The following is a 25,716-nucleotide window of genomic DNA, read 5'->3' on the forward strand; positions in this document are numbered from 1 at the left end:
TCGGATGACGCGGGGCCGCACTCAGCGCGCGGCGGGCACCCTTTCGGCGAGCCAGCGCAGCGCGAGGTCGGCGACGTCACGCCAACCGGAGTCGAACACCAGCGAGTGACCGCGACCCGGTATCTCGCGGAACTCGGTGTCGGTTGCCGAACCGTAGAGTTCGGCGGCCTGGCGGGCCACGACCTGCGGAATGGTGTGGTCCTTCTCGCCGCCGACGATGAGCAGCGGCCCGCGCCTCGGGTCGCCTGTCTCGACGGCCGCCGGCGACACCGGGTCTTTCTTCGCGCCGGTGAGCTCGAAGATCGGCCGGCCGGGGCCGGGGATAGTGAACGTGCGGAAGAGCTCGTCGGATTCGGCCCGGCTCAGGGCGTTGCCGAAGCCGTACCTGAACTGGCGGCGGCTCAGCGAGACCGCACGGTCGCGGTTCGCCTTGTTCGCCAGCACCGGCAGGGCCGAGCGGATCTGCGCGAAGGGCAGAGCCTTCACACCCTTGATCGGCGCGGGGTCGATCGCGACCGCTGCCGAGGCCAGGCCCGCGGCGAGCAGCTTCTGTGCGACGAGCCCGCCGAACGAGTGGCCGACGACGACGGGCTTGTCGGGCAGTTGCGCGATGAGCGCGGCGTAGTGGTCGGTCACGTCCTGGATCCCGTGCCCGGATACCCGGCTGGCGTTCAGCCGGGTGGCCGAGACCGTCTCCGAGTCACCCGGCCAGCCGGGGGCCTCTGTCGTGTAGCCCGCCTCGGCGAAGAGGTCGCGCCAGGGCTGCCAGGCACTCGCGTGCACCCAGAGCCCGTGGATGAAGACTACGGATGTCGCCATCGGTACCGCCTACTTTCCTGCGCCGGCAGCGCGCTCGATGAGCTTCGCCACGTCGTTCGGCTTCTCGATCATCGAGAGGTGGTCGGTTTTCACCTTCACGATCGTTCCGCCGGCGCGCTGCGCCATGGCGAGCTGTCCGTCGGCCGGGATGATCTTGTCGTTGGTGCCGACGAGGAAGAAGCTGGGCAGGGTCTTCCAGGCCGGAACGCCCGACGGCTCCTGCAGCGCGCCGCCGGCTACCGGCCGCTGCGAGGCAGCAAGCACCGCGACATCCGACTTGCCCAGGTTTGCGGCGAACGCCTCGCGGAAGATCGACTTCTTGACGTAGAGGTCGGGGTCTCCCTCGGGGAGGTTCGGGTCCTGCACGACGTCGAACACCTCGGCCGGGTCGGCCGCCAGCGCGGAACCGGGAACGCTTCCCGCGAGCTGCACGATGGTCTCGCCCTGGTCGGGTGCGAACGCGTCGATGTAGGCGAGCGCCTTCACGGTGGGCGTCTGGTTCGCGGCGTTGGTGATGACGGCGCCGCCGTACGAGTGGCCGACCAGCACGACCGGGCCGGTGGTGGCCTGGTTGACGAAGGCGGCCACGGTGGCGGCGTCGGTCGCGAGTCCGCGCAACGGGTTCGGCGCGGCCAACACGGTGTAGCCGTCGTGCTGCAGCTTCTCGGTGACACCGGCGAAGCTCGACGAGTCGGCCCACGCGCCGTGCACGAGCACGATGGTTGGCTTGTCGGCGGGCTTCGAGGCCGCGGCGTCTGCGGCACCCGTTCCGGCTATGCCGGTGAGGGCGACGACTGCGGTGGCCGTGACCACGCTGAGGGCTATGCGGTTGAGGGGGCGGAGTGACATTTCTGATCCCTTTCGAAGTAGAACGATCGGTCGTTCTTGTACAGAGAAGCAGTGCCGCTCGAATCTGTCAACTCGGTATCTGAAGTTTTTCGGCGGGAGATATACCGTTCGTTCTTGTGTATGATGTGTGCATGTCAGCCTCGTCCCGCGCTTCCGTTCCCCCGCGTCAGCATCTGCTCGAGGTCGCCAGCGAGCTGTTCTACCGCGAGGGCATCAATTCGGTCGGCATCGACCAGATCGTGCGCGAAGCGCAGGTGACGCGGGCGACGCTCTACCGCCACTTCGCCGGCAAGGAGGCGCTCGTCGTCGCCTACCTGCAGCGCGAGGACGCAATGTTGCGCTCCCTGTTCGAGCAGGGCGAGGTCGCCGCGGTCTCGCCCGAGCACATGCTAGAGTCGGCGCTCGAAGGCATAGCGGACGACGCCACGCGCCACCACACCCGGGGATGCCCGTTCATCAACGCCACGGCGGAGTTCCCCGACCCGGAGAGCCCGGTGCGCAAGGTCGTCGCCGACCACCGCGCTTGGTTCCGCGGCTCCCTGGCTCGCTACCTGAGCGACGCGGGCATCGCCGACCCGGCCGAGACGGTCGACGCGATCGCCATACTGCGCGACGGCGTGCTCATCGGCAGCTACCTCGACGACTCGGCGCGGGCACGCCGCGCGTTCCTGCGCACGGCTCGGCCGCTCGCCGGCTTGTCGTAAGGGCGCGGGCATAGGCCGCGCGGACCGCTGGAAGATCTAGTGGAGCCGCCTGCCAGAATCGAACTGACGACCTTCTCATTACGAGTGAGATGAAAGCCCGATTCGCAGACACTCAGTCATGGCTGGTTTCCGCGTAGACGTTGAAAGCGTCAGTTAGTGGGCGTTCGAGCATCTTCGCTTGCGGAAGGTGCATAAGGTGCAGCGTAGGGTGCAGACTGCTCGTCCATCCTCCGGGCCAGCTCGCGCTCTCGTTCCTCGAGCGGGTGAACGTAAATGCGGCATGCTCCACCCGGCGCCGCTCCGCAATGAGCCGGTGCAGGCGCACTCGCGGGCGCGGCCTCGAGCAGCTGCTGGCGGCCGCGTGTGTCGCGTATGCGAAGCACGGCCGGGATCGATTCACCACAAAGCAGGTCGCCGGGGAGGCGGGCCCGTCCGGGACGGTGTACCGATCCTTTCCGGACCGCGTGCCGCTCATTGACGCGATCGCACCCGACAGTGACAGGCAGGCGCAGCTCGTGCTTGAGCGGGTGCGCGAGGCACTTGCGGCGCAGGCTCTTGGGCCGGCGACGTTGGACGCTATCGCAGCTGAACTGGGGGTGACGGCATGACCGCCATCGACCACAAGACAGCGGTGCTCGACGCGATCGAGGTCGCAGGGAACAGCGGGGAGACGGCGCTCGCGGTCGAGCGCCTCGCGCTTGCTCAGGTGCACGCCACCGCGCTCCTCGCAGAGCAGCAGCGCGTCGCAAATACCATCGCGGTGCTCGCAGTTTCCTCGAAGCGCAGAACGCCACGAAGGCAGCCAACGCGATCACCCGGCCGCCGATGGAAGCGCGCATCGTTATGCGCGCCGACTTCAGACACGTCCTCTCAGGAGAACCCCCGACGTCGAGCACGAGGTCGTCGACACCGAGGGCCGCCCCGTGCGCGCTACGAAGGAGATTGAGGCAGATGCTGAGTACGCCCGCATCCGCCTGGCACCGATGCCGACGGAGGGGGCAGATCAAGACCCCTGACGACGTGATCGAAGACCTCGAGGTCGCAAGGTATTTCGCGGCGAAGAGCGCGCTGATCATCAAGGACGCGGACAAAGACGAAGCGGGTGGTCGCACGGTTGCATGCGATCGTCCATGGGAAGTCGCTGCGGTCGTCGACGGCAAAGAGCGCGGAGCTTCGGGAGACGGATGCCTTCGAGGTGGCGCTGGATACGGCGGAGGTCGCTTATGACTTGGCGCGTGCTGTGGCGAAGCCGGTCGAGTAGTTGACTTCCGTTCCGCAGACGCAGGCCGGCATGGTCAAGGTCACTTACCGGCGGGCCGGAACGGGAAGAGGGGAAGGCTGATGGACTACAAAATGATGCCGCGCGTTCCCGTGGGCCGGTTGATTATCAGCGGCTCGGTTTGGCGATCGGGTTCATCGGCTTCACGCCAAGTCACGTCGAACTTTATGAAGTCCGCTTCCCGTGGTACGAGTTCAAATCTGATCTCGAACCACGCTTGCCCATTGACGACAGAAAGATCAGTTGCGTTTACCTCGAATGTAGCGGATTCCGAACGATACGTCGGTATCACTTCGACGTCGAACACTCGACGACGCATGACGTTCCTGACCTGCACGGTTTGTGGTCCTAGGGGACGTACGTGCCATCGCGGGCGCGCTGGCTGTCCCTGCCTGAGAATCTGCGTTTGCTCTTCCAGAGCACTCGCGGCTCGTTCTGCTGAGCCGGCCGATGACTGGGCGGCGCTGACGTGTTCTCTTGCAAGCTTCTCGCTGCCGGCTGCGTCTCTACGTGCCGCGCGCGCTTCGGACGCCTGCCAAAAGGCGGCGGCAGCGGCGAGCACTGCTATTGCGGTTCCGAGCCATTCCATGAACCCGACTCTATCGGCGCGAGATGGACTTTCAGCTGCAATGGTTCAGTCTGCTGTTGGCGCGGTTCGTCATCGGCCATCCGCCGCCCAGCTGCGCGAGTTCCGCGGGTGTGGTGTCGCCTCGATACTAGGCCGGAAGTTTTGCCAAAACGGCCGCTGCGTATTTCGGCTCGTTGCCCGGGTCATTGCGCATCGCGTTCCAAGCAGCAATTACCAGGTTGGGGACATCGTCTCCACCTTTCGGGACCAACGTCGCGAACTTCGCGACGAGCGCCATTCCGTCGGCAGACCGTTCGAGGTATTCGACGCTACCTCGGTCGCGTTGGAAGGACGCGCGAGCTGTGCGCTCGAGGATCGCCTCGATCACGACCAGCAGCTGCCTACGGCGCTCGCGCTTGTCTTCCCTGCGCTCAACGAGCCACGAGGTGAGCGCAACACCGCCGAACGAACCGAAGGCGCCAACTGCCGCACCGATGACAACTACCCACGCCGAGTCCATTTCAGAAACTCTATCGGCGGTAGCGCAGTCTGAGCACCGCGGTCGCCGAGTACCTGCTCGGTGGGTCTGTGGCCGTGCGAGCCTACTTCGAAGCGAGAGCCTTTTCAATTGCAAGGATCCGCATTTCAAGCTTCGCGACGGCCACCACCATCGCTCCTTCAAGGTCACTCGTCGGCATCGCGAGCTTTCCCTCTCCGTCGAGGTGCACCCCGGACTCAACCAGCATGTCTGACGTGATCGTGAGCCCAGGGTTGAGCTTCAGAAGGAATTCGTTCAGATGAGCCCACGCTTCTTCTCGCCGGGTCTCGGCCAATTCGTTCGACTCATTGGACGCTATCTCATCACTCATACCGGAACTCTAGCGGGGGTCGCGGCATGAGTGAACCGAGACCCGTCACCCGAGCGGTGACGTACGAGCGCGACGGACGCCGCTGTGTCTCCTGCGGCGCCGGGGCGCACTTGCATTACCAGCACCGTGCTGCGGTCGGCATAGGCGGCAGCAAAGTCCGTCCGCCGGTCGCGGAAGGGTTGACGTCGTGCGAGACGTGCAACCCGGCGTACGAGCCCGCGCTGCAGTTGCAGGCGTGGCGGTTCGGCTGGAAGATGTCGCCGTGGGTTTGAGAGCGCGGCCACGTCGCTGACGTGCGTGTCTACTACCCGCTCGAGCGCACCTGGTTCCAGCTTGCCGCGTTTGGGCGCCGGATTCGGATTACGAGGGCTGCTGCAATCCACCATCCACGAGGTCTATGGCGAGCGCTATGACGAAAACAAGCGGCTCATGGTCCAATGGCTCACTTTTTCACCAGCGAAATCCATACGAGACCGCTCCCCAGAATGACGAGTTGGACTAAGGCGACCACCCAAACCGAAAGGGCTGCGAGGCCGGTAAGTCCGCCGGAGTTGACCGCCCCTAAGAGCGGCAGCTGCGAGATCAGCCAAGAGACTCCCACCCAACCCACGGCGAAGTACAGCTGGCGCTTTCCCTTTCTGATTTTCTTCGCACTCGCCACCTCGCGTATGGCGCGGCCGAACTCCACGAGGAATGCGAACAGCACGACCACCAGGAGGCCTGAAAGCGCAGATGCTGCCTCGGGACGCATTGAAAACGGGTCTAGATACGGCCACATATCCAGAAGCTTATTGAAAAGAAGTCAAGTCTGATGGTTCAAAGTTGATTCCGGGTTCGCGACGAGCCCGAAGGTGCCGGGTTCGCGACGAGCCCGAAGGTGCTCAGTATCTCGCCAGCGCACCGTCTCGCCGCAACCGGGCTGTGGGCCATCGCCGGTACGTGATGCGCGGAGCACAGCCGGTGCGCGTTGGCGTGCAGGCCCACCGCGACCGGGAGCGTCGTCGGAGCGCATCGGCGCTACTTTAATGTCGGATCAGGCGAACACCTCTGGCGAGATTAAATTCGGGATTAAGAACTTACCTGCGGCGCTTCCATTTGGCACGGCGTTTTGGCCTGTCGGGCTCGATGTCTTCGCCTCGAACGATCATGGCATCGCGAAGGGCCCGGGCGTACTCGACTTGTTCTTCGAACGCAGTTTCAAGTCTGCGGCCAGGTATCGCACCTCGATACCATTCCATGGCAATTTCGTCCCAGCTGTGGCCGAGCGCCACCGCTTCCGAGAACGACTCGGCGGAAAGCACTACGTAGACGAGACCAGCGACGGAGCGCGCGTCGCCGTTGACCCACATTCGCAATCGGACGTTCGCCGTGCGGATGGCGTTCGACGCTTTGTCGATCTCGACTTCATCACCGGTCCGCCACGCTTCGATCCATTTGTTGTTGAGGTGGGTGATCTCGATGATGCTCTCACGTTGCACCTCACGCGTGGTTTCGTATCCGACAGTTCGACGCTCCTGCCAGCGCGCTACCACTGGGCCAATTATCGAGGTCAACAGCGCGCCGAGAACGGAAGCGCCAAAGCCAATTGCAGCTCCAAACAAGGCGGTTTCGGATGCGGTCATTGGTGCATCGTACCGGGGCCACGCTCGCGTTAGCGCATGCTCTCATCCGTGCGGCGTCCGGGGCCCCACGCGAATCCGACCTCCGTATGCGCGCTCCCCGATTGGAAGAACTGATAAATACCGATGCCAACCAGCTGCGCACTTCACAACTGCTGCGCGGGTTAGAAGAAACGTGAAAAGGCTCGCGACCAAGGGAGCGAGCAATAGTGCCTACCACGGGGCATCAGTTGAAACCGGCCATGCCCTCCACTCGGGGGCCGTAGCTTGTTCTTGTTTTTCGAGCGAGTACACGACTACTCGGCGTATCCGACATGTTCGGGGCATAGAGTGCCGGATGCCGCGCCGCCGATCAGGGCAACCGACTCAAGGTCGGGCAGGTCGGGCAGGTAGCCGGCGAGCACCATGAACACCGACTCCATCGAGTCGCCGCGATCCATGGTGTCGCACGTCGCATCGCCGGCGTTGATCAGCACCTCGTCCGAGTAGTCGACACTCGGCACCGACTCCTTCACCCCGGCAAGGTACTCGGCCTCGGCAACGGAGCGGGTGAAGTCATCCATCGCGGCACGCGTCGGCAGCTGGTACTCAGCTTCCTCGACCGGCTCCTCCTCGGCAGCGGTCGGCGACGGGGTCGCGATGGCCTCTGGCTCGGCGGCGGCGCACCCGGACAGCAAGACGACAGCGAGCAGGGCGACAGCAGCGGCGTGGGTCCTCATGCTCGCGAGCCTACCGAGCATCACTCAGCAGCACACCCACCAGTGAGGGGCACGCGATGGCATGGTCCACCTCTCACCGGAAGGGCGAGCTGCCGCCCAACTGGGATACTCGCCGCAAGCAGGCCAGCGCGCGGGCCTGCGGCGTCTGCGAGTTCCGAGACAAGGCCGGCACCAGGTGCGAGGACAATAGCACCGAGCTTCACCATACCGGAGACAGGTTCGACTACCGCCTCGAAGTACTCATGTGTATCTGCACCCCGCAACCATGCCGGCGAGACCGCGAAGCAAGCCAAGGCAGCACAGCACGCCGCTCCGTGGCTACGAAGATGCAACCGCAAGAGCAGCATCCCGGCATCCGAGGGCAGCACCTACCGACACGGTGTGGCACGACGCCTAGGGGGCAGACAGTAACGCCCTCACAGGATGTCTGTTCCACACAGCTGAGACCAAACTCGCGTAGAGCGTGACGCGAGCGCACGACGCGACCCACGGGGGCGCAGCCCGTCCCCAGCAGAATCCGAGCCGCCCCCGAGCATCCCCGAGGGCGACCTGAAACAAGGTGGGGGGTCCCTCTTCCAACTTCGAAACGGCTGACGCCACCAGCTCCCGCGGGTTCTAGCGGATCCGAATTTGAACATAGGGTGCCCTGCAAAGTGCAGGACGCAAAACTGGGAAGCAGCCGTAGTGGCTACTCCCCACTGTTTATATGGAGCCGCCTGTCAGAATCGAACTGACGACCTTCTCATTACGAGTGAGATGCTCTACCAACTGAGCTAAGGCGGCGGGTGACTCGATTTCCCGAGGCACAGCAAGAAAGCTTAGTCGATCATTCGACCCGTGATTGCACAAGCAGGTCGTCGAGCTGGGCGAACGAGGCGCGCAGGCGGCTCGCGAGTTCGTCCGGTCCCCCGCCGGCATCCGCCCAGCGCGACCAGGCGTGGCGCATCACGCCGAACGCGACGAAGGTGATCAGCCGCGAGCGCTGGGCCAGTTCGTCCGGCTCGTCGGCGAGCATCGGTTCGTCGGCGACGAGCCGGCGCGAAACGACGGCACCCAGTTCGTCTTCGAAGTTGCGCATGGTCGCCATCCGGAGGGCGAAGAGCTGCGGATGCTGCTTCATAAGTTTGCGACGCAGCGTCAAGAGCTCGAAGTCGTCGGGCATGTTCTCGCTGGCCGCGGCCATCATCTCGCCGAGGTCGGCGAGGAGGTCGCCCCGCGGTCCTGCCGCGACGAAATCCTCTACCGCGGAGCCGGTCGCGAGCGACGGCGCCTCGCCGATCAGCGCCTCCTCTTTCGAGGTGAAGTAGTTGAAGAAGGTGCGCGGTGAAACGTCGGCGACCCGGCTGATCTCGTCGACGGTGACGTTGTCGAGACCACGCTCCGCGACGAGTTCGAGAACCGCGAACTGGATAGCGCGGCGGGTGGCCAGTCGCTTGCGTTCGCGCAGGCCGAGCTCCGGGGCATCCGTCTTCATGTCAAGATTCTTTCACAGTGCGCAAGTTTGCGCGCTCAACGCAGGGTCGGTTCAGCACAGCGGGTCGGATGCGGGGACGGTTCCGGCGACGAAGAAGTCGTCGACCGTGTCATCCACGCAGGCGTTCGACTTGTTGTAGGCGGTGTGCCCCTCGCCCTCGTAGGTGACCAGGTGGCCGTTCTCGAGCTGGTCGGCCAGTGCCTGCGCCCACGAATACGGTGTCGCGGGATCGTTGGTCGTGCCGACCACGAGGATGTCGGCGGAACCGGCGGCGTCGATGACCGGACGCTCGGTCGAGGCCTTCACCGGCCACTGCAGGCAGCCGACGTCGCCGTAGGAGAGCTGCTTTCCCAGCACGGGAGCGGCGGCGGCGAGCTCGGCGGCCTGCTCGCGCATGACAGCGACGTCACCCTGCGAGGCGTAATCGAGGCAGTTGATCGCGAGCCGAGCCTCAAGCGAGTTGTCGAGGTAGCTGCCGTCGGTGGGATTGCGTCCGTTGTAGCTGTCGGCGAGCGAGAAGGCGAGAGCGGCATCGCCTTTCATGACCGTGTCGAAGAGCTGGCGCAGGTAGGGCCAGTCGGCCTCCCGGTAGAGGGGCAGAACGATCGCGCTGGTCATCGAGTTGCTGCCGAGCTCGCGGCCGTCGGCTGCCCGGATCGGACTCGCGTCGAGGCGGTCGAGCAGGGCGCGGATCTTCAGCATCGAGTCGTCTGCGGTGCCGGTGAACGGGCAGTCTTCGGCGGTGGCGCAATCGGCGAGGAACGCCCGCAGCGCGCTCTCGAACCCCTTGGCCTGGGTGATCGACACGTCGAAGCTCGTCGACGTGGGGTCGAGGGCGCCGTCGAGCACGAGGCGGCCGGTGTTCTGGGGGTAGAGCTCGGCGTAGGTGGCGCCGAGCAGCGTGCCGTACGAGAAGCCCAGGTAGTTGAGCTTTTCGTCGCCGAGTACGGCGCGCAGCAGATCGAGGTCGCGGGCGGCGCTCACGGTGTCGACGAACCCGAGCAGGTCGCCCGTGTTCGCCACACACTGCTGTGCGTAGGCGCCGTTGGCGTCTGCCGCGGCGGTGATCCAGGCATCGCTGCCGAACTCGCCGGGGACGATGTCGTAGATGAACGCATCGAGCTGGGCCGTGTCGGTGTGGCAGAGAACGGCCGACGAGCGGTTGACCCCGCGCGGATCGAACCCGACGATGTCGAACTTCTCGCGCAGCGTCGGCGACACGGCGTAGTCGAGGCTGTCGGCGATGAAGTCGTAGCCGCTGCCGCCCGGTCCGCCGGGGTTGACGAGCACGGACCCGAGCGGCTCTGCGGCTTCGGCGGGGTTGCGCACGAGCGCGAGGTCGATCGAGTCGCGGGCCGGGTCTGTCCAGTCGAGCGGGGCGGTCGCGGTGGCGCACTGCATGCCGTCTTCGCACTCGGTCCAGGTGAGCACCTGGGTGTAGAACGGCTCCAGCTCGGCGCTGACCTCGGTGGGGACCGGCGTCGACTCGGTGCGCACGGCGGGGGCGCTGCAGGCGGCGAGCGTGAGTGCGACGGCCAGGCCGGCCGCGACGGCGGCGATTCTGCGGGCGCGCATCAGGCGGCGCGGCGGGCAGCGACGAGCATCGCTTCGAGCGCGAGCGCCGGTGTGACGTTGCTCTCGATGCGGCGGCGGGCGGTGGCGATCGCGTCCATGGTGGCGAGGGTCTCCTGAGCGGTTGATTGCTCGCTCGCGGTGACGAGCTTGTTGTAGATACTGAGGTTGATCGGTTCGGTCTCGACGCCGAGCTGCAGCAGCAGGATGTCGCGGTAGAGCGAGAGCAGGTCGACCATGACCCGGTCGATTCCGTCGCGCAGGCTGCGCTTCTCGCGCCGCTTCTGGTCTTCTTCGAGGTTCTTCAGCTGCGCCCGCAGCGCCGGCGGAATCGTGCCTCCCGGCTCGATGCCGAGCGATCGCAGCGCACCGGCCCGCTCGTCGGCGTCGCGCTCCTGCGTGAGCGCGCTCGCGTCGGCGCCGGCGATCGCCAACAGCTTGGTTGCGGCGAGCATGGCGCCCGAGACCGAGCGCACGCCGAGGGCGATCTCGAGTGTCTCCTGCCGTCGGGAGCGTGCCTCTTCGTTCGTCGCGAGCCGGTGCGCCATGCCGATGTGGCTCTGCGCCTCACGCGCGGCGCGGGTGGCGGTCGGTAGGTCGACGCCGTCGCGCCGGGCGATCAGCTCGGCGACGTCGTCGACGGCGGGCACGCGCAGGCGCACCGAGCGCACGCGGGAGCGGATGGTGGGCAGCAGGTCGGCCTCGCTCGGCGCGCAGAGGATCCAGACGGTGCGGGGCGGCGGCTCTTCGAGGGCCTTGAGCAGAGCGTTCGAGCTGCGCTCCATCATGCGGTCGGCGTCTTCGACGACGATCACCCGGTAGCGGCCGACCGACGGCGAGTAGTAGCTGGAGGCCGCCAGTTTGCGCACCTCTTCGACGGTGATGATGATGCGGTCGGTGCTGAGGACGGCCAGGTCGGGGTGGCTGCGGGCGGCGACCTGCAGGCGGACCGACTCGTCGCCGTCGATGTTGCCGTCGCTGAGCAGGGCCGTCGCGAAAGCGTACGCGAGGTTGGACCTGCCCGACCCGGGGGGCCCGGTGATGAGCCAGGCGTGGGTCATGGACGAGTCGTTGCTGCCGTCGGCCGCGCTGGCCTCCGCGGCCGCCCGGAAGACGGCGATGGCCTCGGACTGGCCGGTGAGTTCGTCCCAGACTGACATGCGTTCAGCCTAAGCGAGGAGTGCGACAACGCGACCGCGGATGGCGGCCGCGATGGTCTCGATCGGGTCGGTCGCGTCGAGCACGAGGAAGCGCTGCGGCTCGGCCTCGGCGAGGGCGAGGAAGGAGTTGCGCACGCGCTGGTGGAAGTCGTTCTTCTCCGCCTCGAGCCGGTCGTAGACGTCGCGCGTCGACGCGATGCGCTCGCGCCCGTTCTCGGGCGACAGGTCGAGCAGCACGGTGAGGTCGGGGAGCAGGCCTTCCGCCGCCCAGAGCGAGATATCGCGGATCTCGGTGCCATCGAGCACGCGTCCGGCGCCCTGGTACGCCACGGACGAGTCGAGGTAGCGGTCCTGGATCACGATCTCGCCGCGCTCGATCGCGGGTCGCACCTTGGTGGCGATGTTGTGTGCGCGGTCGGCGGCGTAGATCAGGGCCTCGGCGCGCGGGGCGATGTAGCCGCGGCGGTGCAGGATGATCTCGCGCAGTTCGCCGCCCAGTTCGGTGCCGCCGGGTTCACGCGAGTGCACCACGGTGTGACCCGTGCTCGTGAGCCACTCGGTGAGCAGCGCCGACTGGGTGGACTTGCCCGAGCCGTCGCCGCCCTCGAAGGTGATAAACAGGCCGGCCACTACTGTGCCGTGGCCTCGGCTGCCGCCTTCTTCGCGGCGGCGGTCTTGGCGCGGGTCGCCGCTGCCTTTGCCTTGGTCGCTTCGGCCTTCGCCGCCGCTTCCGGAGTCAACGCGGCCTTGGCCACGGCGGGCTTCTTCGCGGCGGGCTTCTTGACGGCAGCCGGCTTCTTGGCCGCGGGCTTCTTCGCGGCCGGCTTCTTCGCGGCCGGCTTCTTCTTGACGACGGGGCCCTTCGCGCGCTTGTCGGCGAGCAGCTGAACCGCACGGTCGTAGTCGACGTCTTCGACGGTTTCACCGCGCGGAATCGTGGCGTTGGTCGTGCCATCCGTCACATAGGCGCCGAAGCGACCATCTTTGATCCGGATCGGCTTCTCGCTCACCGGGTCGGGCTGCTCGAAGTCTTTGAGCGCGCTCGACGCGGCGCGTCCGCCGTACTTCGGCTGGGCGTAGAGCTCGATCGCACCGGCGAGGTCGATCTCGAAGATCTGGTCTTCGCTCGTGAGCGAACGCGTGTCCGTGCCCTTCTTCAGGTACGGGCCGAATTTGCCGTTCTGCGAGGTGATCTCGGCGCCGGTCTCGGGGTCGAGGCCGACGACGCGGGGCAGGTCGAGCAGGCGCAGCGCGGTTTCGAGGTCGACGGTCGCGAGGTCCATGGACTTGAAGATGGATGCGGTGCGCGCCTTGGCAGCGACGGCCTTCTTCGCCGCCGGCTTGCGCTTGGGCTTCGCCGCGACGACCTCGCCGGTGGCGGGGTCGACGACCTCGGCGGCCGCGACGACGGCCGCGGCAGCCTCGGCTTCGGCCTTGGCGGCGGCTTCCGCAGCCTCGTCCACGGGGTCGACCTCGGTGACGTACGGGCCGAACCGGCCGTCTTTGGCGACGACGTGCTTGCCGTTCTCGGGGTTCACGCCGATGATGCGGTCGCCCACGACGGGGGCTTCGATGAGCTCGCGCGCCTTGGCGGCGGTGAGCTCGTCGGGCGCCAGCTCGGCGGGGATGTTGACGCGGCGCGGCGTCTCGGGGTCGACCCCTGGTGCTTCGAGGTAGGGGCCGTACTTGCCGATGCGCAGGGTGACGTCGTCGGCGATCTTGATCGAGTTGATCTCGCGGGCGTCGATCTCTCCGAGGTTGTCGATCACCGTGCGCAGGCCGCGGTGCTTCGTGTTGCCGAAGTAGAAGCCGGTGAGCCACTCGACGCGGTCGGCCTCTCCGCCGGCGATGAGGTCGAGGTCGCTCTCCATGCCCGCGGTGAAGTCGTACTCGACGAGGTCGGAGAAGTACTCCTCGAGCAGGCGGACCACCGAGAACGCGATCCAGTTGGGCACGAGGGCCTGGCCGCGCGGCGTGACGTAGCCGCGGTCGATGATGGTCGAGATGATGGCGGCGTAGGTCGACGGGCGGCCGATGCCGAGCTCTTCGAGCGCCTTGACGAGGCTCGCCTCCGTGTAACGCGGCGGTGCCGACGTCTCGTGGCCCTTGGCCTCGATGTCGACCAGGTTGAGGGTCTGGCCCTCGGTGAGCTGGGGCAGCTTCGCCTCTGTGGGCTCGGCGGTCTCGTTGCGCTCCTCGTCGCGGCTCTCTTCGTAGGCGTGCAGGAAGCCGCGGAAGGTGATGACGGTGCCGCTGGCGGCGAACTCGGCGATCGAGTCGTCGGCGGTCGGTCCGGCCTTGATGGTGACGGTCGCGGTCGAGCCCTTGGCGTCGGCCATCTGCGAGGCGACGGTGCGCTTCCAGATGAGGTCGTAGAGCTTGAAGTCGTTGCCGCGGAGAACGGACGACAGCTCGGCGGGCGTGCGGAACGTCTCGCCGGAGGGGCGGATGGCCTCGTGGGCCTCCTGCGCGCTCTTGTTCTTGCCGGCGTAGACGCGCGGCTTCTCGGGAATGGTGTCTGCGCCGTAGAGGGCGGCGGCCTGCGTGCGGGCGGCGTTGATGGCCTGCCCCGACAGCGTCGCCGAGTCGGTACGCATGTAGGTGATGTACCCGTTTTCGTACAGGCCCTGGGCGACGCTCATGGTCTGGCGCGCGGAGAAGCGCAGCTTGCGGCCCGCCTCCTGCTGCAGGGTCGACGTGGTGAACGGGGCCGCGGGGCGGCGCGTGTACGGCTTCGATTCGACGGACGACACCACGAGCGACACCGACGGCTCGCGCAGCTGGGTGGCGAGCGTCTGGGCGCGGTTCTCGTCGAGCGCGATGGCGTCGGACTTGAGCACGCCCTTGTCGTCGAAGTCACGGCCCACGGCGATGCGAGCGCCGTCGACGCGCACGAGACGCGACTCGAAGTCCTGGGTTCCGGTCTGGGGCGCGAACTGGGCGATGAGGTCCCAGTAGCTGGCTGCGGTGAAGGCCAGTCGTTCGCGCTCGCGGTCGACGACGAGCCGCGTTGCGGCGGACTGCACGCGGCCGGCGGAGAGGCCGGGGCCCACCTTGCGCCAGAGCACGGGCGAGATCTCGTAGCCGTAGAGGCGGTCGAGGATGCGGCGGGTCTCTTGGGCGTCGACGAGTGCGGTGTCGAGTTCGCGGGTGTTCTCTTTGGCGCGCTCGATGGCTTCTTTTGTGATCTCGTGGAAGACCATGCGCTTCACGGGAACCTTGGGCTTGAGCACCTGCAGCAGGTGCCACGCGATGGCCTCCCCTTCGCGGTCCTCATCAGTTGCGAGGTAGAGCTCGTCGGCCGAGGCCAGTGCCTTCTTCAGATCCGCGACGGTCTTCTTCTTGGCGTCGGACACCACGTAGTACGGCTCGAACCCATTGTCGACGTCGACGGAGAACTTGCCGAGCGAGCCCTTCTTGAGTTCGGGCGGCAGGTTTTTCGGCTCGATGAGGTCGCGGATGTGACCGACCGATGCCTGGACGATGTATCCGTCTCCCAGGTACTGGGCAATGGTCTTCGCCTTTGCGGGCGACTCGACGACAACGAGCTTCTTCGTGCCAGGCACGTGACTCCTTATATAAGGGGATGGAACACGGGGCGCATTGAGGCCCTATCAGCGACACCATACACAGGTGAAGCCGAATCTCACCTATTCAACTCCTGTGGGCCCTCTGATATCGGGAGGACCGGCGGTCGCCGCTACGCCAACGGCGAACCCGGCGACGGTCGCCGTCACTCGCACGGTGACGACGAGCCCGTCGACGTGGCACGAAGCCAGCCTGCCGCCGTTCGCCGATGCCACCCGCGCCGCCACAGCGCAGGGTTCGCCCGGCTCCAACCCGACCCTCACATCGGCCGCCGCCAGGGCCGCTGCGTCGGCAGCTCCGGCCAGCGACTGCTTCTTCGCGAACACCGAATAGAGGGGAACGAGCATCACCGTGAGGCAGAGCACGGCTGCGATGATCGCGACGGCGAGCACCGAACCGGCTCCCCGCTCGTGCTGGGCCTTCACTTGCCGCCTCCCAGTGCGCAGCTCGAAGCGGTGAGGGTGAGCCCGAGCAGGGTGCCGGCGGGCGAGCGCGACCGTGCGCTCAACCGGACGCAGACGAGGTCGCCGCTCTGGGTGACGCTGACCGAGGCACCGACCAGCGCCGCCTGAGCACCGCCGCCGCCGCGGGCGACCGAACGGGAGACGTCGGCAGCGGCATCCTGCAACCGCAGCTGCTGGCCGGTGATCTGCAGCCCGGCGAGGCAGCAGGCGAGCAAGAGCACGATGGCGGGCACCACCGCGGCGAACTCGGCGGTGACGCTGCCGCGTTCGTCACCGCGGCGGTGCCCGCCCGGAGTTGCGGGCAGTTCAGACCGAGAGCGCATTGCGGATGATGTCGAGCAGCAGCCCGCGGACCTCGTTGCTGCGCAGGATCACGACCAGCAGTCCCGCGAACCCCACGGCGGCCATCGTGGCGATCGCGTACTCGGCGGTGGCAGCTCCCTCTTCGTCGGCGAGACGGGTGCGCCAGTTTCGTACAGCCATGTTCTTTCTCTCCTGTTATCGATGCGGTGGCGACGAGCAGAATCAGTGTCCCGCTCGACGTGCCGTCGCGACGGGCGTCCGGTAAGACTGTGCGGACGAGGGCAGGGGTGTCGGGTGGGGAGGGATCGGAAGCCCGAGTCAGAAGCCCGACACGGTCGAGCTGATCACGGCGAGCAGCAGCGGTGCGACACCGAGCAGCATGAACGCGGGGAGGATGCACAGCCCGAGCGGAAGCATCAGCTTGACGCCGAGCACCGAGGCGGCGGCCGCCGCCGTGGCACGGGCCGACCGGCGGGCCTCTTCCGCTTCGCTGCGCAACAGGTCTCCGGCCGGAACACCGGCCCGGCGGGACAGGTCGAGCACGGCGTCGACGGCGGGCAGGTCGCCGACGGCGTCGACGCCGGCCGCCTCGAGCGCCCGCCGCACCGACCCGGTCGCGCGTTCGAGCGAGGTGCCGCCCGACACCGCGATCGCCATTAGGTCGAACCGCAGGCCGGGAGCGAGTTCGCGCGGGCGGGCGGAGGCCACGAGCCGGCGGTTCCAAGCGAAGGCGAGCGCAAGGAGGATGCACCCGAGCACGAGGCAGGCCAGCCCCGGGACCGTCGTGAACAGGATGCCGAGCGTGTCGAAGCCGAGCACGAGCCCGAACAGCACTCCAACGGCCGGCAGCACCATCACCAGGCGCGCGGTCGCGATGGGCGCCGACAGCGCGACCGAGATTTCGCGCTGGGCGTCGGCCAGCGCCCGCAGCGAGGCCGCGAACTCCCGCAGCGACGACGCGAGGGGCGCCCCGGCCTCCGTGGCCGCGAACCACGCGGCGGCGAGCGCCCGCCAGGCCGGCCGCTCGGGTTCGGGCACGTCGGGCAGCGCCGCCACGAGGGCGGTGGCGACGGGTGTGCCGCGGGCTGCCCGGTGCGCTACCGCCGTGACCACCCGCGTCTCTTCGAGGTAGCCCCACGCGGCGGCCGGAGTCACGCCGGCGGCGAGCAGGACCGCGAGACGCTGCACCATGGCGGCGACCGCGGCGAGCTGCGGGTCGTCGCGCCGCCTCGCTCGACCTGGCCACTTCACGTCACCACCTCGAGCCTCCCGCGTTTGTCGAGGGCGAAGCGCCCGGTCTGAGCGAGCACCCGTCGGGAGTCGCGGCGTTCGACGTGCAGCACGGTGCCGATCGCGCTCACCGCCTGCCTGCCGATCGCGGACGCCGACATCGCGGCCAGTGCGCCGAGGGCCTCCAGTCGGGCGGGGACGTCGGCGATCGAATTGGCGTGCAGGGTTCCGGCGCCGCCGTCGTGACCGGTGTTGAGCGCCGCGAGCAGGTCGCGCACCTCGGCCCCGCGGCATTCGCCGAGCACGAGTCGGTCGGGGCGCATCCGAAGCGCTTCGCGCACGAGCCGTTGGAGCGAGATCTCGCCCGCTCCCTCGAGGTTGGCCTGTCTCGCCTCGAGGCCGACGAAATGCGGGTGGTCGACGCGCAGTTCGGCGACGTCTTCGATGGCGACGATGCGTTCGGTGGGGGCGGCCGCGCTGAGGATCGCCGAGAGCAGCGTCGTTTTACCGCTGCCGCCCGCCCCGGTGATGAGCAAGTTCTCCCGACCGGCGATGAGCGCGCGCAGCCGGTCGAGCGCACCGTCGGGGAAGAAGCCTGCGGCAGCCAGGTCGTCGAGCGAGATGCGCCGGATGCGCGGGAGGCGGATCGACAGCAGGGTTCCCCGCGTCGACACGGGTGCGAGCACGGCGTGCACCCGGATGCCGTCGTGCAGGCGCGTGTCGACGCACGGCGTGGTCTCGTCGATGTGCCTGCCACCGAGGGCCATGAGTCGCACGGCCAGGTCGCGCACGGCCTGTTCGTCGAGATCGACGGCGCCCTGCAGCACGGCGCCCGCGCCGCGGTCGACCCACACCGAGTGCGCTCCGTTCACGAAGACGTCGGTGACGCTCGGGTCTGCGATGAGGGGCGCGAGCACGCCGAATTCCGCCGGGAACCCGCCGTCGGCTCCGAGCCGCACCGCAGGAGGCGGAGGGGCTCCGGGACGTACCGCGACGAAGGGCTCCATGCCGCCACGGTAGGCGCACCCGCGAGAGCGTGAGCCGAGTCATCCGAAACTGTGCACAACGCAAGAAAAACGGCGGCGGTGAAGGAGGCCTGAACCGCCCACGAACTCTCGCGGCGAGCCCTCCCCCTACGAACGACGAACCATCCCGCTCACGGGGTCGTCAAGACAAGCCCTCCCCCTACGAACGACGAACCATCCCGCTCACAGGGTCATTAAACAGAGAGGGGCGGCGCCTATTGGGGGGAACAGGCGCCGCCACAGCGACGCCGATTGGGGGAAATCGATTGCGTCGCCATAACCGGACATTCGCAGAGGCGTCCGTCCGGTGAGATTTAGTGTACCCCTGCGGACCCCCCACGCAAGGGCCAGTCGTCGGGGTTGACAGTCCACTCTCAGCGAGGAGTCTAGGATCGGTTTTGCAGCACTCGCACCGATGGCGGAGCCCCGTGCTACCGCATGAATGACAGGATAAAGATGTCCCAAAATTCGATCGACAGTCTCCTCTCCGAAACCCGGCGATTCGCCCCGAGCGACGAGTTCGCGGCGCAGTCGGTGGCCGCGCCCGACATCTACGAGAGGGCGAAGGAAGACCGGCTCGCGTTCTGGGCCGACCGGGCCCGCGAGCTGCACTGGCACTCCCCCTTCACAGAGACGCTGGACTGGTCGAATCCCCCATTCGCCAAGTGGTTCGCCGACGGCCGCATCAACGTGGCGTACAACTGTCTCGACCGGCACGTGCTCGCCGGCAACGGCGACCGCGTCGCACTGCACTGGGAGGGAGAACCGGGTGACAGCCGCTCATACACGTACGCAGAACTGACCGCCGAGGTGAAGCGCGCCGCGAACGTGCTGCTCGGCTTGGGCATCGGCCAGGGCGACCGGGTCGCCATCTACCTCCCGCTCATCCCCGAGGCCGTGATCGCCATGCTCGCGGTGGCGCGCATCGGCGCCGTGCACTCCGTGATCTTCGGCGGATTCAGTTCGGACAGCATCCGGTCGAGAGTCGCGGATGCCAGCGCTCGCCTCGTGATCACCGCCGACGGTGGGTGGAGAAAAGGCAAGGTCTTCCCCCTCAAGTCTGCAGTCGACGCCGCCCTCGCGCCCGCAGACGGCGCGGAACCGACCACGGTGACCGACGTGCTCGTGGTCAAGCGCGGCGAGAACACGGTCGAGTGGACCGAAGGACGCGACCACTGGTGGCACGAGGCCGTCGCGGCCGCGGAGCCGGAACACGAGGCCGAGGGCTTCGAGGCCGAGAACCCGCTGTTCATCCTCTACACGAGCGGCACGACCGGAAAGCCGAAGGGCATCCTGCACACGAGCGGCGGCTACCTCACCCAGGCGGCCTTCACCCACCGGAACGTGTTCGACCTGCATCCCGAGACCGATGTCTACTGGTGCACCGCCGACGTCGGCTGGGTCACCGGACACTCCTACGTCGTCTACGGCCCGCTCGCGAACGGCGCGACCCAGGTGCTCTACGAGGGCACCCCCGACACCCCTCACGCGGGCCGCTGGTGGGAGATCATCCAGAAATACGGCGTGAGTATTTTCTACACCGCGCCGACCGCCATCCGGTCGTTTATGAAGATCGGGCGGCAGGTGCCGAACGATTTCGACCTGTCGAGCCTGCGCGTTCTCGGCTCGGTCGGCGAGCCGATCAACCCCGAGGCGTGGATCTGGTACCGGGACGTCATCGGGCACGGCGAGACGCCGATCGTCGACACGTGGTGGCAGACGGAGACGGGCGCGATCATGATCTCCGCGCTGCCCGGCATCACCGCGGCCAAGCCGGGATCGGCGCAGACCCCGATTCCGGGCATCGTCATCGACGTGCTCGGCGACGACGGTACCCGCGTCGATCCCCCGCGCGGCGGGCTGCTCGTGGTTTCCGAACCGTGGCCGTCGATGTTGCGCGGCATCTGGGGAGACCCCGAACGCTTCATCGAGACCTACTGGTCGAAGTTCTCGAAGGACGGCGTCTGGAAGTACTTTGCCGGCGACGGTGCCCACGTCGACGCCGACGGCGACATCACGCTGCTCGGCCGGGTGGACGACGTGATGAACGTGTCGGGGCACCGGCTGTCGACCACCGAGATCGAATCGGCGCTCGTCTCCCACAAGATCGTGGCGGAGGCGGCCGTGGTCGGCGCCGCAGACGACGACACCGGTCAGGCAGTCGTCGCGTTCGTGATCCTGAAGAGCAATCAGGCCGACGCGCAGACGGCGGACGAGGCGAGCGCCCTGCTACGTTCGCACGTGTCCGACCGCATCGGTGCTATCGCCCGGCCGAAGCGCGTATTCATCGTCGCGGAGCTGCCGAAGACCCGGTCGGGCAAGATCATGCGCCGCCTGCTGCAAGACGTGGCGGAGGGCCGGGCCGTCGGCGACACCACGACCCTCGCCGACACGAGCGTCATGCAGATCATCACCGACAAGGTGCGCTGAGGCGCCGCACTAGGCGAATTCGACGACGAGCTCCACCTCGACGGGCGAGTTCAGCGGCAGTACGGCCACGCCGACGGCGCTGCGCGCGTGCACGCCGGCTTCGCCGAAGATCTCACCGAGAACCTCGGATGCACCGTTGATGACTCCGGGCTGACCGGTGTAGCCCGGGTCGGACGACACGAAGCCGACGACCTTGACGATCCGCGTGACGCGGTCGAGGGAACCGATGACGCTGGCGACGGCCGCGAGGCCGTTGAGCGCGCACTGGCGGGCGAGCTGCTTGCCCTGCTCGTCGGAGACGTCGGCACCGAGCTTGCCGGTGGCGGGCAGTACGCCCTCGACCATGGGCAGCTGGCCCGAGGTGTAGACGAGGTTGCCGGAGATGACGGCGGGAACGTACACGGCCACGGGCGGCACGACGTTCGGGAGGGTGATGCCGAGTTCGGCGAGGCGTTCGTCGATCGTGCTCATTAGTTGTCGTCCTTCTTCTCGCGCTTGAGGTAGGCCACGAGGCCGCCTTCCGGACCGGTGACGATCTGTACGAGTTCCCAGCCCTCCGATCCCCAGTTGTTGAGGATCGCGGCGGTATTGTGGATCATCAGAGGCGTTGTGAGGTACTCCCACGTCGTCATTTGTGTGCTTCCGCTCAGGTAGGTACGCGGGTACGTCGCGTAGCATGCATTCTATGTCTGCCCAAAACTCCCGACCTAAAGGCGTGCTCAGCGGCGTCTTAGGAATGTTCGGCTTCAGCGTGATAGCCGGTGTTCTCGTGACCGTGATGGTCACCCCGGCTCTCGCTGTCACCGGCGTCACCGCTTCCAACGGCATCGGTATCTTCGACAGCCTTCCCGAGTTCATCGAGATCGGCAAGCAGCCGCAGCGCAACGAGATCTTCGCGGTGAACGGTGTGAACCCCGACGGCACCCGCATCTACACGCCGGTCGCACAGGTCTACAGCCAGAACCGTCAGGAAGTGGAGTGGGACGGCGTCTCGCAGTTCCTGAAGGATGCCACGGTCGCCGGTGAGGACCGTCGCTTTTACGAGCACGGCGGAGTGGACCTCCAGGGCGTCATCCGCGCGGCGGTGGGCAACGTCTCGGGCGGAGACACCAGCGGTGCGTCCACCCTGTCGATGCAGCTCGTGAAGAACATCTACATCCAAGAGGCCCTTCTTCTCCCGACGGAGGAAGACCGTGACAAGGGCGTCGCCGAGGCGCAGGCGGGAACCTTCGATCGCAAGATCAAGGAGATGAAACTCGCGATCGGCCTCGAGAAGAAGTACTCGAAAGACGAGATCCTGCTCGCCTATCTGAATATCGCCGGCTTCGGCGGTAACAACTACGGCATCCAGTCGGCCGCGCAACGCTACTACGGCGTCTCCGCCGCCGACGTCACCCTCGCGCAGGCCGCCAGCCTCATCGCCATCGTGCAGGAGCCGGGCGCCCGAGGTCTCGACAGCGCCGAGAACTACCAGAACAACAAAGACCGACGCGACGTGATCCTCCGCAACATGCTCGTGGAGGGAATGATCGATCAGGCCCAGCTCGACGAGGCACTCGCCTCCCCGATCGACGACACGACCGTGGTGCACACGCCGTACACGAACGGCTGTATCGCCGCGTATCCGTACGCCACCTACTTCTGCGACTACGTGACCAAGCTCATTCCCGAGCTCGAGGCGCTCGGTTCCACCCCGGAGGCTCGTAAGGCAGCGTGGACCACCGGCGGCTACAAGATCTTCACGAGCCTCGACCTGCGCCTGCAGTCGACGGTGCAGGACACGCTCGCGGCGAAGGCCCCGGCCAACGAGACACGTCTCCAGCTCGGCGCCGCCGCGACCTCGGTGCAGGTGGGAACCGGCCGGATCATCACGATGGCCCAGAACAAGACCTACGACAACTCCGAGGCGGCGAAGGCCGATCCGACGAAGACATCGATCAACTACAGCACCGACCGTGAGTACGGCGGGTCCAGCGGGTTCCAGGTGGGCTCGACCTACAAGGTCTTCACCCTGCTCAACTGGCTCGACAGCGGCCGCGGCCTGAACGAGGTCGTCGACGGCAACGCGCGCACGCTGCAGCAGTCCGCCTTCACCAACACCTGCACGGTGGGCGAAGACGGCACGAACGACGGACCCTTCGGCGGAACCTGGACCTTCAAGAACTCGGCCGGCGAGAAGGGCAACCGAACGGTGATGGCGGCGACCGCAGCATCCATCAACGGCGCCTACGCCTCTATGGGTCTCGAGCTCGACCAGTGCAAGACGAAGCAGATCGCCGAGTCCCTGGGCGTGCATCCGGCCATCACGATCGACAACCCCGACACTGACAAGCGCGAGGACAAGCTCGAGTCGAACCCCTCGGGAATCCTCGGCACGAACACGATCTCGCCGCTGACCATGGCCGCCGCCTACGCCGGCATCGCCAACCACGGCATCTACTGCAAGCCGATCGCGGTCGACGGCGTCACCGACGCCGATGGCAACCAGCTTCCCGGTCAGGCACAGGACTGCAAGCAGGCGATCGACCCCGAGGTCGCCGCCACCACCGTCTTCGCCCTGCAGAACGCGATGAAGGGCTACGCCGGAAACCCGCAGGACGGCACGCCGATCTTCGGTAAGACCGGGACCACCGACTCGTCGAACCAGACCTGGCTGATGAGCTCGACCAGCGCCCTCACCACCGCCGTGTGGTTCGGCAACATCGTGGGTGACTATCCGATCTCGCGCTACCCCGGCGGCATCAACAACCGTCACACGATATCGAAGCCGATCAACCAGGCGGCCGACAAGCTCTACCCCGGCACGACGTTCGACACCCCGGTAGACCGCCTCGTGAAGGGCGCGAGCGTCACGCTCCCCGACTTCGTCGGCGGAACGGCGGCGAACGCGCAGGCTCTGCTCTCGAGCAACAAGCTCACCTACGTCGACGCCGGCCAGATCGACTCCGACCTGCCGGCCGGCGCCGTAGCGGCGACCGACCCGGCGGCCGGCACGATCATGGCGCGCGGCCAGTCCGTGTCGATCTTCACGAGCAACGGGGCACTCAAGGGACTGCCCGACGTCGTCTCGTCGGCGCCGCTCGCCGTCGACGCGGTGGCGACGCTCGCCTCCGCGGGGTACACCAACGTCACGCAGACCTGCGTGAAGCTCGCGCCGGCGGACGCGCAGTATCTGAAGAAGGTCGTCTCCAGCAATCCGACGCCCGGGGCCGTCACCCGGCTAACCGACCCGATCTCGCTCGGCGTCGGGTGCTGACGCACCCCGCGGCCAAGACGGCGGCCACCGCGCTCGGCGCGGCGGCCGCCGTCGGCGTCGGCGCCGTCGCGTGGGGCAGCCTCGTCGAACGCAATCGCTATCTGGTCCGCCACGAGGTCTTGCCCATCCTCGAGCCGGGGGCCCGTCCGCTGACGGTGCTCCATCTCGCCGATCTGCACCTGGCACCCTGGCAGGAAGAGAAGCAGGAGTGGGTGCGTTCCCTCGCCGACTACGAGCCCGACCTCGTGATCAACACGGGCGACAACCTGGGGCACGAGGACGCCTACGACGCGCTCGAATACACGCTCGCGCCGTTCTCCTCCGCGCCCGGTGTGTTCGTCAACGGGTCGAACGACTACGTGGGTCCGAGCTTCAAGAACCCGATGCGGTACTTCACCGGGCCGAGCAAGCACCCGAAGACCTCGGTCGTGCTCGACACCCCGCGCATGGAACGCTACTTCGAGAACGACCTCGGTTGGCTGAGCCTGAACAACACGGCCAGGGCGATGACGATCAAGGGCTCCCGGCTCGAGTTCTTCGGCGTCAACGACGCGCACCGCGGCTGGGACAAGCTCGGCACCCTCCCCGGTGTCATCGAAGACATGCGCGAGAACGTCGAATGGCCCCCCGGTCTGGGCGGGCAGGAGTCGGTCTCGATCGGCGTCACGCACGCTCCGTACCAGCGCGTGCTGAACTCGTTCGTGAACAACGGCGCGAACGTGATCTTCGCCGGACACACGCACGGTGGACAGGTGCGCCTGCCCGGACTGCCCGCCCTCGTGACCAATTGCGATATTCCTCGCGATCAGGCCCAGGGTCTCAGCGTCTGGCACAACGCCCGTCGTGCCGCGTATCTCAACGTATCCGCGGGCATCGGAACGTCGATCTACGCCCCGTTCCGCTTCGCCTGTCGACCCGAAGCGGTCGTAGTGACATTAACCGCGTCAGATTTCAGCTATTCTTGATAGGTTCACGTCGCTAGCGACGGGAAAGATCGGGGTGTGGCGCAGCTTGGTAGCGCGCTTCGTTCGGGACGAAGAGGTCGTGGGTTCGAATCCCGCTACCCCGACACAAACACAGAACGCCCTCTCGCAAGAGAGGGCGTTCTGTGTTTAACGTCTAGGCGAAGTCCGGGTCCGGCTCGGCCTCGTAGGCGACGTCGACGCGCTCACGGCGCCCGTTGTTGAGCACACCGTCGCTCTCTTCGAGGTAGCACTTTCCGCAGAGCGACTGGTACGAGACATCCTGAACCAGATCGATCGCGACCTGTTCGCCGTCGAAAATGAACTGCCCGTCGACCGTGCGCGCGTTGAATACCGCCTTGCGTCCGCAGCGGCAGATCGTCTTGAGCTCCTCGATCGAGTGAGCGATTTCGAGCAGGCGGCGGCTGCCCGGGAACGCGACCGTCTGGAAGTCGGTGCGGATGCCGTAGGCCAGCACGGGTACGCCCTCGATGATCGCGATGCGCAGCAGGTCGTCGACCTGAGTCTCGGAGAAGAACTGCGCCTCGTCGACCAGCAGGCAGCTGACGTCTTTTCCGGTCTGCTTGCGTACTCGGGCTCGCTCGCCCGCGAAGGCGACGTAGATGTCTTCGTCGGGACCGACGGTGAAGTCGACGGCGCGGGTGACCCCGAGCCGGGAGACGATGGCGTTGTCGCCCTTGGTGTCGATGCGCGGCTTGGCCAACAGAACCTGCTGGTCACGCTCCTCGTAGTTGAACGCGGCCTGGAGGAGAGCGGTGCTCTTGCCGCTGTTCATCGCACCGTAGCGAAAATAGAGTTTCGACAT

The 25,716-nt window shown here is 66.9% G+C and carries 24 protein-coding genes, 2 tRNA genes and 1 pseudogene; 5 read left to right on the forward strand and 22 right to left on the reverse strand.

Features of this window, described 5'->3' with window-relative positions; genetic code table 11:
• Positions 1-21: 21 nt before the first annotated feature.
• Both IEV96_RS09630 and IEV96_RS09635 read right to left on the reverse strand, forming a co-directional pair.
• Positions 22-819, reverse strand: a complete 798-nt coding sequence (locus IEV96_RS09630) for an alpha/beta hydrolase (RefSeq protein ID WP_188510402.1) — start codon at positions 817-819, stop codon at positions 22-24.
• Positions 820-828: 9 nt separating this feature from the next.
• The gene (locus tag IEV96_RS09635; RefSeq protein ID WP_188510403.1) at positions 829-1,668 is read right to left on the reverse strand and encodes an alpha/beta fold hydrolase; all 840 of its coding nucleotides are present in this window, start codon (positions 1,666-1,668) and stop codon (positions 829-831) included.
• Positions 1,669-1,799: 131 nt separating this feature from the next.
• On the opposite strand from IEV96_RS09635, the gene IEV96_RS09640 reads away from it, so the two are divergent.
• A complete protein-coding gene (locus tag IEV96_RS09640; protein ID WP_188510404.1) occupies positions 1,800-2,372 on the forward strand; it encodes a TetR/AcrR family transcriptional regulator in 573 nt (190 codons plus the stop codon).
• A gap of 1,346 nt (positions 2,373-3,718) precedes the next feature.
• Here the strand turns inward: IEV96_RS09640 and IEV96_RS09645 are convergent.
• The 17 genes from IEV96_RS09645 to IEV96_RS09725 all read right to left on the reverse strand — a co-directional run bounded on the left by IEV96_RS09645 (position 3,719) and on the right by IEV96_RS09725 (position 18,224).
• Positions 3,719-4,240, reverse strand: coding sequence for a hypothetical protein (locus IEV96_RS09645; RefSeq protein ID WP_188510405.1), 522 nt, complete (start codon positions 4,238-4,240; stop codon positions 3,719-3,721).
• Between the two features lie 127 nt (positions 4,241-4,367).
• Complete coding sequence (locus IEV96_RS09650; RefSeq protein WP_188510406.1) at positions 4,368-4,739, reverse strand: hypothetical protein; 372 nt, start codon at positions 4,737-4,739, stop codon at positions 4,368-4,370.
• Between the two features lie 82 nt (positions 4,740-4,821).
• On the reverse strand, positions 4,822-5,088 hold the full coding sequence (locus IEV96_RS09655) for a hypothetical protein (RefSeq protein WP_188510407.1): 267 nt from the start codon (positions 5,086-5,088) through the stop codon (positions 4,822-4,824).
• A 442-nt stretch (positions 5,089-5,530) separates the two neighbouring features.
• Entirely contained in the window at positions 5,531-5,866 is a 336-nt protein-coding gene (locus IEV96_RS09660; RefSeq protein ID WP_188510408.1) for a hypothetical protein, read from the reverse strand.
• Positions 5,867-6,164: 298 nt separating this feature from the next.
• Complete coding sequence (locus IEV96_RS09665; protein WP_188510409.1) at positions 6,165-6,710, reverse strand: hypothetical protein; 546 nt, start codon at positions 6,708-6,710, stop codon at positions 6,165-6,167.
• A 293-nt stretch (positions 6,711-7,003) separates the two neighbouring features.
• Complete coding sequence (locus IEV96_RS09670) at positions 7,004-7,426, reverse strand: DUF732 domain-containing protein (RefSeq protein WP_188510410.1); 423 nt, start codon at positions 7,424-7,426, stop codon at positions 7,004-7,006.
• A 707-nt stretch (positions 7,427-8,133) separates the two neighbouring features.
• A tRNA-Thr gene (locus IEV96_RS09675) sits at positions 8,134-8,209 on the reverse strand.
• Positions 8,210-8,252: 43 nt separating this feature from the next.
• On the reverse strand, positions 8,253-8,900 hold the full coding sequence (locus IEV96_RS09680; RefSeq protein ID WP_188510411.1) for a TetR/AcrR family transcriptional regulator: 648 nt from the start codon (positions 8,898-8,900) through the stop codon (positions 8,253-8,255).
• 51 nt (positions 8,901-8,951) lie between these two features.
• Entirely contained in the window at positions 8,952-10,475 is a 1,524-nt protein-coding gene (locus IEV96_RS09685; RefSeq protein ID WP_188510412.1) for an alpha/beta hydrolase, read from the reverse strand.
• Positions 10,475-11,632, reverse strand: coding sequence for a DNA polymerase III subunit delta' (locus tag IEV96_RS09690; protein WP_188510413.1), 1,158 nt, complete (start codon positions 11,630-11,632; stop codon positions 10,475-10,477). Before IEV96_RS09690 ends, IEV96_RS09685 begins: the two co-directional genes overlap by 1 nt.
• 9 nt (positions 11,633-11,641) lie before the next feature.
• Complete coding sequence (gene tmk, locus IEV96_RS09695) at positions 11,642-12,262, reverse strand: dTMP kinase (protein ID WP_188510414.1); 621 nt, start codon at positions 12,260-12,262, stop codon at positions 11,642-11,644.
• Entirely contained in the window at positions 12,262-15,198 is a 2,937-nt protein-coding gene (gene topA / locus IEV96_RS09700; RefSeq protein WP_188510415.1) for a type I DNA topoisomerase, read from the reverse strand. The genes tmk and topA overlap by 1 nt, the downstream gene beginning before the upstream one ends.
• A gap of 84 nt (positions 15,199-15,282) precedes the next feature.
• A complete protein-coding gene (locus IEV96_RS09705; protein WP_188510416.1) occupies positions 15,283-15,645 on the reverse strand; it encodes an Rv3654c family TadE-like protein in 363 nt (120 codons plus the stop codon).
• Entirely contained in the window at positions 15,642-16,007 is a 366-nt protein-coding gene (locus tag IEV96_RS09710; RefSeq protein ID WP_188510417.1) for a TadE family type IV pilus minor pilin, read from the reverse strand. Before IEV96_RS09710 ends, IEV96_RS09705 begins: the two co-directional genes overlap by 4 nt.
• Positions 15,991-16,167, reverse strand: a complete 177-nt coding sequence (locus IEV96_RS09715) for a DUF4244 domain-containing protein (protein ID WP_188510418.1) — start codon at positions 16,165-16,167, stop codon at positions 15,991-15,993. Before IEV96_RS09715 ends, IEV96_RS09710 begins: the two co-directional genes overlap by 17 nt.
• A 138-nt stretch (positions 16,168-16,305) precedes the next feature.
• Positions 16,306-17,238 (reverse strand): type II secretion system F family protein, encoded by a 933-nt coding sequence (locus IEV96_RS09720; RefSeq protein WP_229733206.1) that lies wholly within the window; start codon positions 17,236-17,238, stop codon positions 16,306-16,308.
• Positions 17,235-18,224: a TadA family conjugal transfer-associated ATPase gene (locus tag IEV96_RS09725; protein WP_188510419.1), complete on the reverse strand. Its 990-nt coding sequence runs from the start codon at positions 18,222-18,224 to the stop codon at positions 17,235-17,237. Before IEV96_RS09725 ends, IEV96_RS09720 begins: the two co-directional genes overlap by 4 nt.
• Positions 18,225-18,698: 474 nt before the next feature.
• On the opposite strand from IEV96_RS09725, the gene acs reads away from it, so the two are divergent.
• Positions 18,699-20,672, forward strand: coding sequence for an acetate--CoA ligase (gene acs / locus IEV96_RS09730; protein WP_188510420.1), 1,974 nt, complete (start codon positions 18,699-18,701; stop codon positions 20,670-20,672).
• A 9-nt stretch (positions 20,673-20,681) separates the two neighbouring features.
• On the opposite strand, the gene IEV96_RS09735 is transcribed toward acs, so the two are convergent.
• On the reverse strand, positions 20,682-21,143 hold the full coding sequence (locus IEV96_RS09735) for a RidA family protein (protein ID WP_188510421.1): 462 nt from the start codon (positions 21,141-21,143) through the stop codon (positions 20,682-20,684).
• A gap of 20 nt (positions 21,144-21,163) precedes the next feature.
• Positions 21,164-21,304: pseudogene (sp36, locus tag IEV96_RS09740) on the reverse strand (Sp36 family protein); the annotation flags it as partial.
• 53 nt (positions 21,305-21,357) lie between these two features.
• Between sp36 and IEV96_RS09745 the strand changes: the two are divergent.
• From IEV96_RS09745 to IEV96_RS09755, 3 genes are all read left to right on the forward strand, one after another.
• Entirely contained in the window at positions 21,358-23,928 is a 2,571-nt protein-coding gene (locus IEV96_RS09745) for a transglycosylase domain-containing protein (protein ID WP_188510423.1), read from the forward strand.
• Complete coding sequence (locus IEV96_RS09750; protein ID WP_188511203.1) at positions 23,925-24,893, forward strand: metallophosphoesterase; 969 nt, start codon at positions 23,925-23,927, stop codon at positions 24,891-24,893. Before IEV96_RS09745 ends, IEV96_RS09750 begins: the two co-directional genes overlap by 4 nt.
• A gap of 30 nt (positions 24,894-24,923) precedes the next feature.
• Positions 24,924-24,997, forward strand: a tRNA-Pro gene (locus IEV96_RS09755).
• Positions 24,998-25,047: 50 nt separating this feature from the next.
• Here the strand turns inward: IEV96_RS09755 and IEV96_RS09760 are convergent.
• On the reverse strand, positions 25,048-25,716 hold the full coding sequence (locus IEV96_RS09760; RefSeq protein ID WP_188510424.1) for a thymidine kinase: 669 nt from the start codon (positions 25,714-25,716) through the stop codon (positions 25,048-25,050).

The sequence above is a fragment of the Conyzicola nivalis genome, assembly GCF_014639655.1.
GTDB lineage: Bacteria > Actinomycetota > Actinomycetes > Actinomycetales > Microbacteriaceae > Conyzicola > Conyzicola nivalis.

Coding starts and splice junctions, on each gene's coding strand:
- IEV96_RS09715 (WP_188510418.1), bottom strand. CDS start 16,167: ATGGCTGTACGAAACTGGCGCACCCGTCTCGCCGACGAAGAGGGAGCT.
- IEV96_RS09685 (WP_188510412.1), bottom strand. CDS start 10,475: ATGCGCGCCCGCAGAATCGCCGCCGTCGCGGCCGGCCTGGCCGTCGCA.
- IEV96_RS09725 (WP_188510419.1), bottom strand. CDS start 18,224: ATGGAGCCCTTCGTCGCGGTACGTCCCGGAGCCCCTCCGCCTCCTGCG.
- IEV96_RS09670 (WP_188510410.1), bottom strand. CDS start 7,426: ATGAGGACCCACGCCGCTGCTGTCGCCCTGCTCGCTGTCGTCTTGCTG.
- IEV96_RS09645 (WP_188510405.1), bottom strand. CDS start 4,240: ATGGAATGGCTCGGAACCGCAATAGCAGTGCTCGCCGCTGCCGCCGCC.
- IEV96_RS09635 (WP_188510403.1), bottom strand. CDS start 1,668: ATGTCACTCCGCCCCCTCAACCGCATAGCCCTCAGCGTGGTCACGGCC.
- IEV96_RS09710 (WP_188510417.1), bottom strand. CDS start 16,007: ATGCGCTCTCGGTCTGAACTGCCCGCAACTCCGGGCGGGCACCGCCGC.
- IEV96_RS09665 (WP_188510409.1), bottom strand. CDS start 6,710: ATGACCGCATCCGAAACCGCCTTGTTTGGAGCTGCAATTGGCTTTGGC.
- IEV96_RS09655 (WP_188510407.1), bottom strand. CDS start 5,088: ATGAGTGATGAGATAGCGTCCAATGAGTCGAACGAATTGGCCGAGACC.
- acs (WP_188510420.1), top strand. CDS start 18,699: ATGTCCCAAAATTCGATCGACAGTCTCCTCTCCGAAACCCGGCGATTC.
- IEV96_RS09760 (WP_188510424.1), bottom strand. CDS start 25,716: ATGTCGAAACTCTATTTTCGCTACGGTGCGATGAACAGCGGCAAGAGC.
- IEV96_RS09745 (WP_188510423.1), top strand. CDS start 21,358: ATGTCTGCCCAAAACTCCCGACCTAAAGGCGTGCTCAGCGGCGTCTTA.
- IEV96_RS09630 (WP_188510402.1), bottom strand. CDS start 819: ATGGCGACATCCGTAGTCTTCATCCACGGGCTCTGGGTGCACGCGAGT.
- IEV96_RS09650 (WP_188510406.1), bottom strand. CDS start 4,739: ATGGACTCGGCGTGGGTAGTTGTCATCGGTGCGGCAGTTGGCGCCTTC.
- IEV96_RS09640 (WP_188510404.1), top strand. CDS start 1,800: ATGTCAGCCTCGTCCCGCGCTTCCGTTCCCCCGCGTCAGCATCTGCTC.
- IEV96_RS09735 (WP_188510421.1), bottom strand. CDS start 21,143: ATGAGCACGATCGACGAACGCCTCGCCGAACTCGGCATCACCCTCCCG.
- IEV96_RS09660 (WP_188510408.1), bottom strand. CDS start 5,866: ATGTGGCCGTATCTAGACCCGTTTTCAATGCGTCCCGAGGCAGCATCT.
- IEV96_RS09690 (WP_188510413.1), bottom strand. CDS start 11,632: ATGTCAGTCTGGGACGAACTCACCGGCCAGTCCGAGGCCATCGCCGTC.
- IEV96_RS09680 (WP_188510411.1), bottom strand. CDS start 8,900: ATGAAGACGGATGCCCCGGAGCTCGGCCTGCGCGAACGCAAGCGACTG.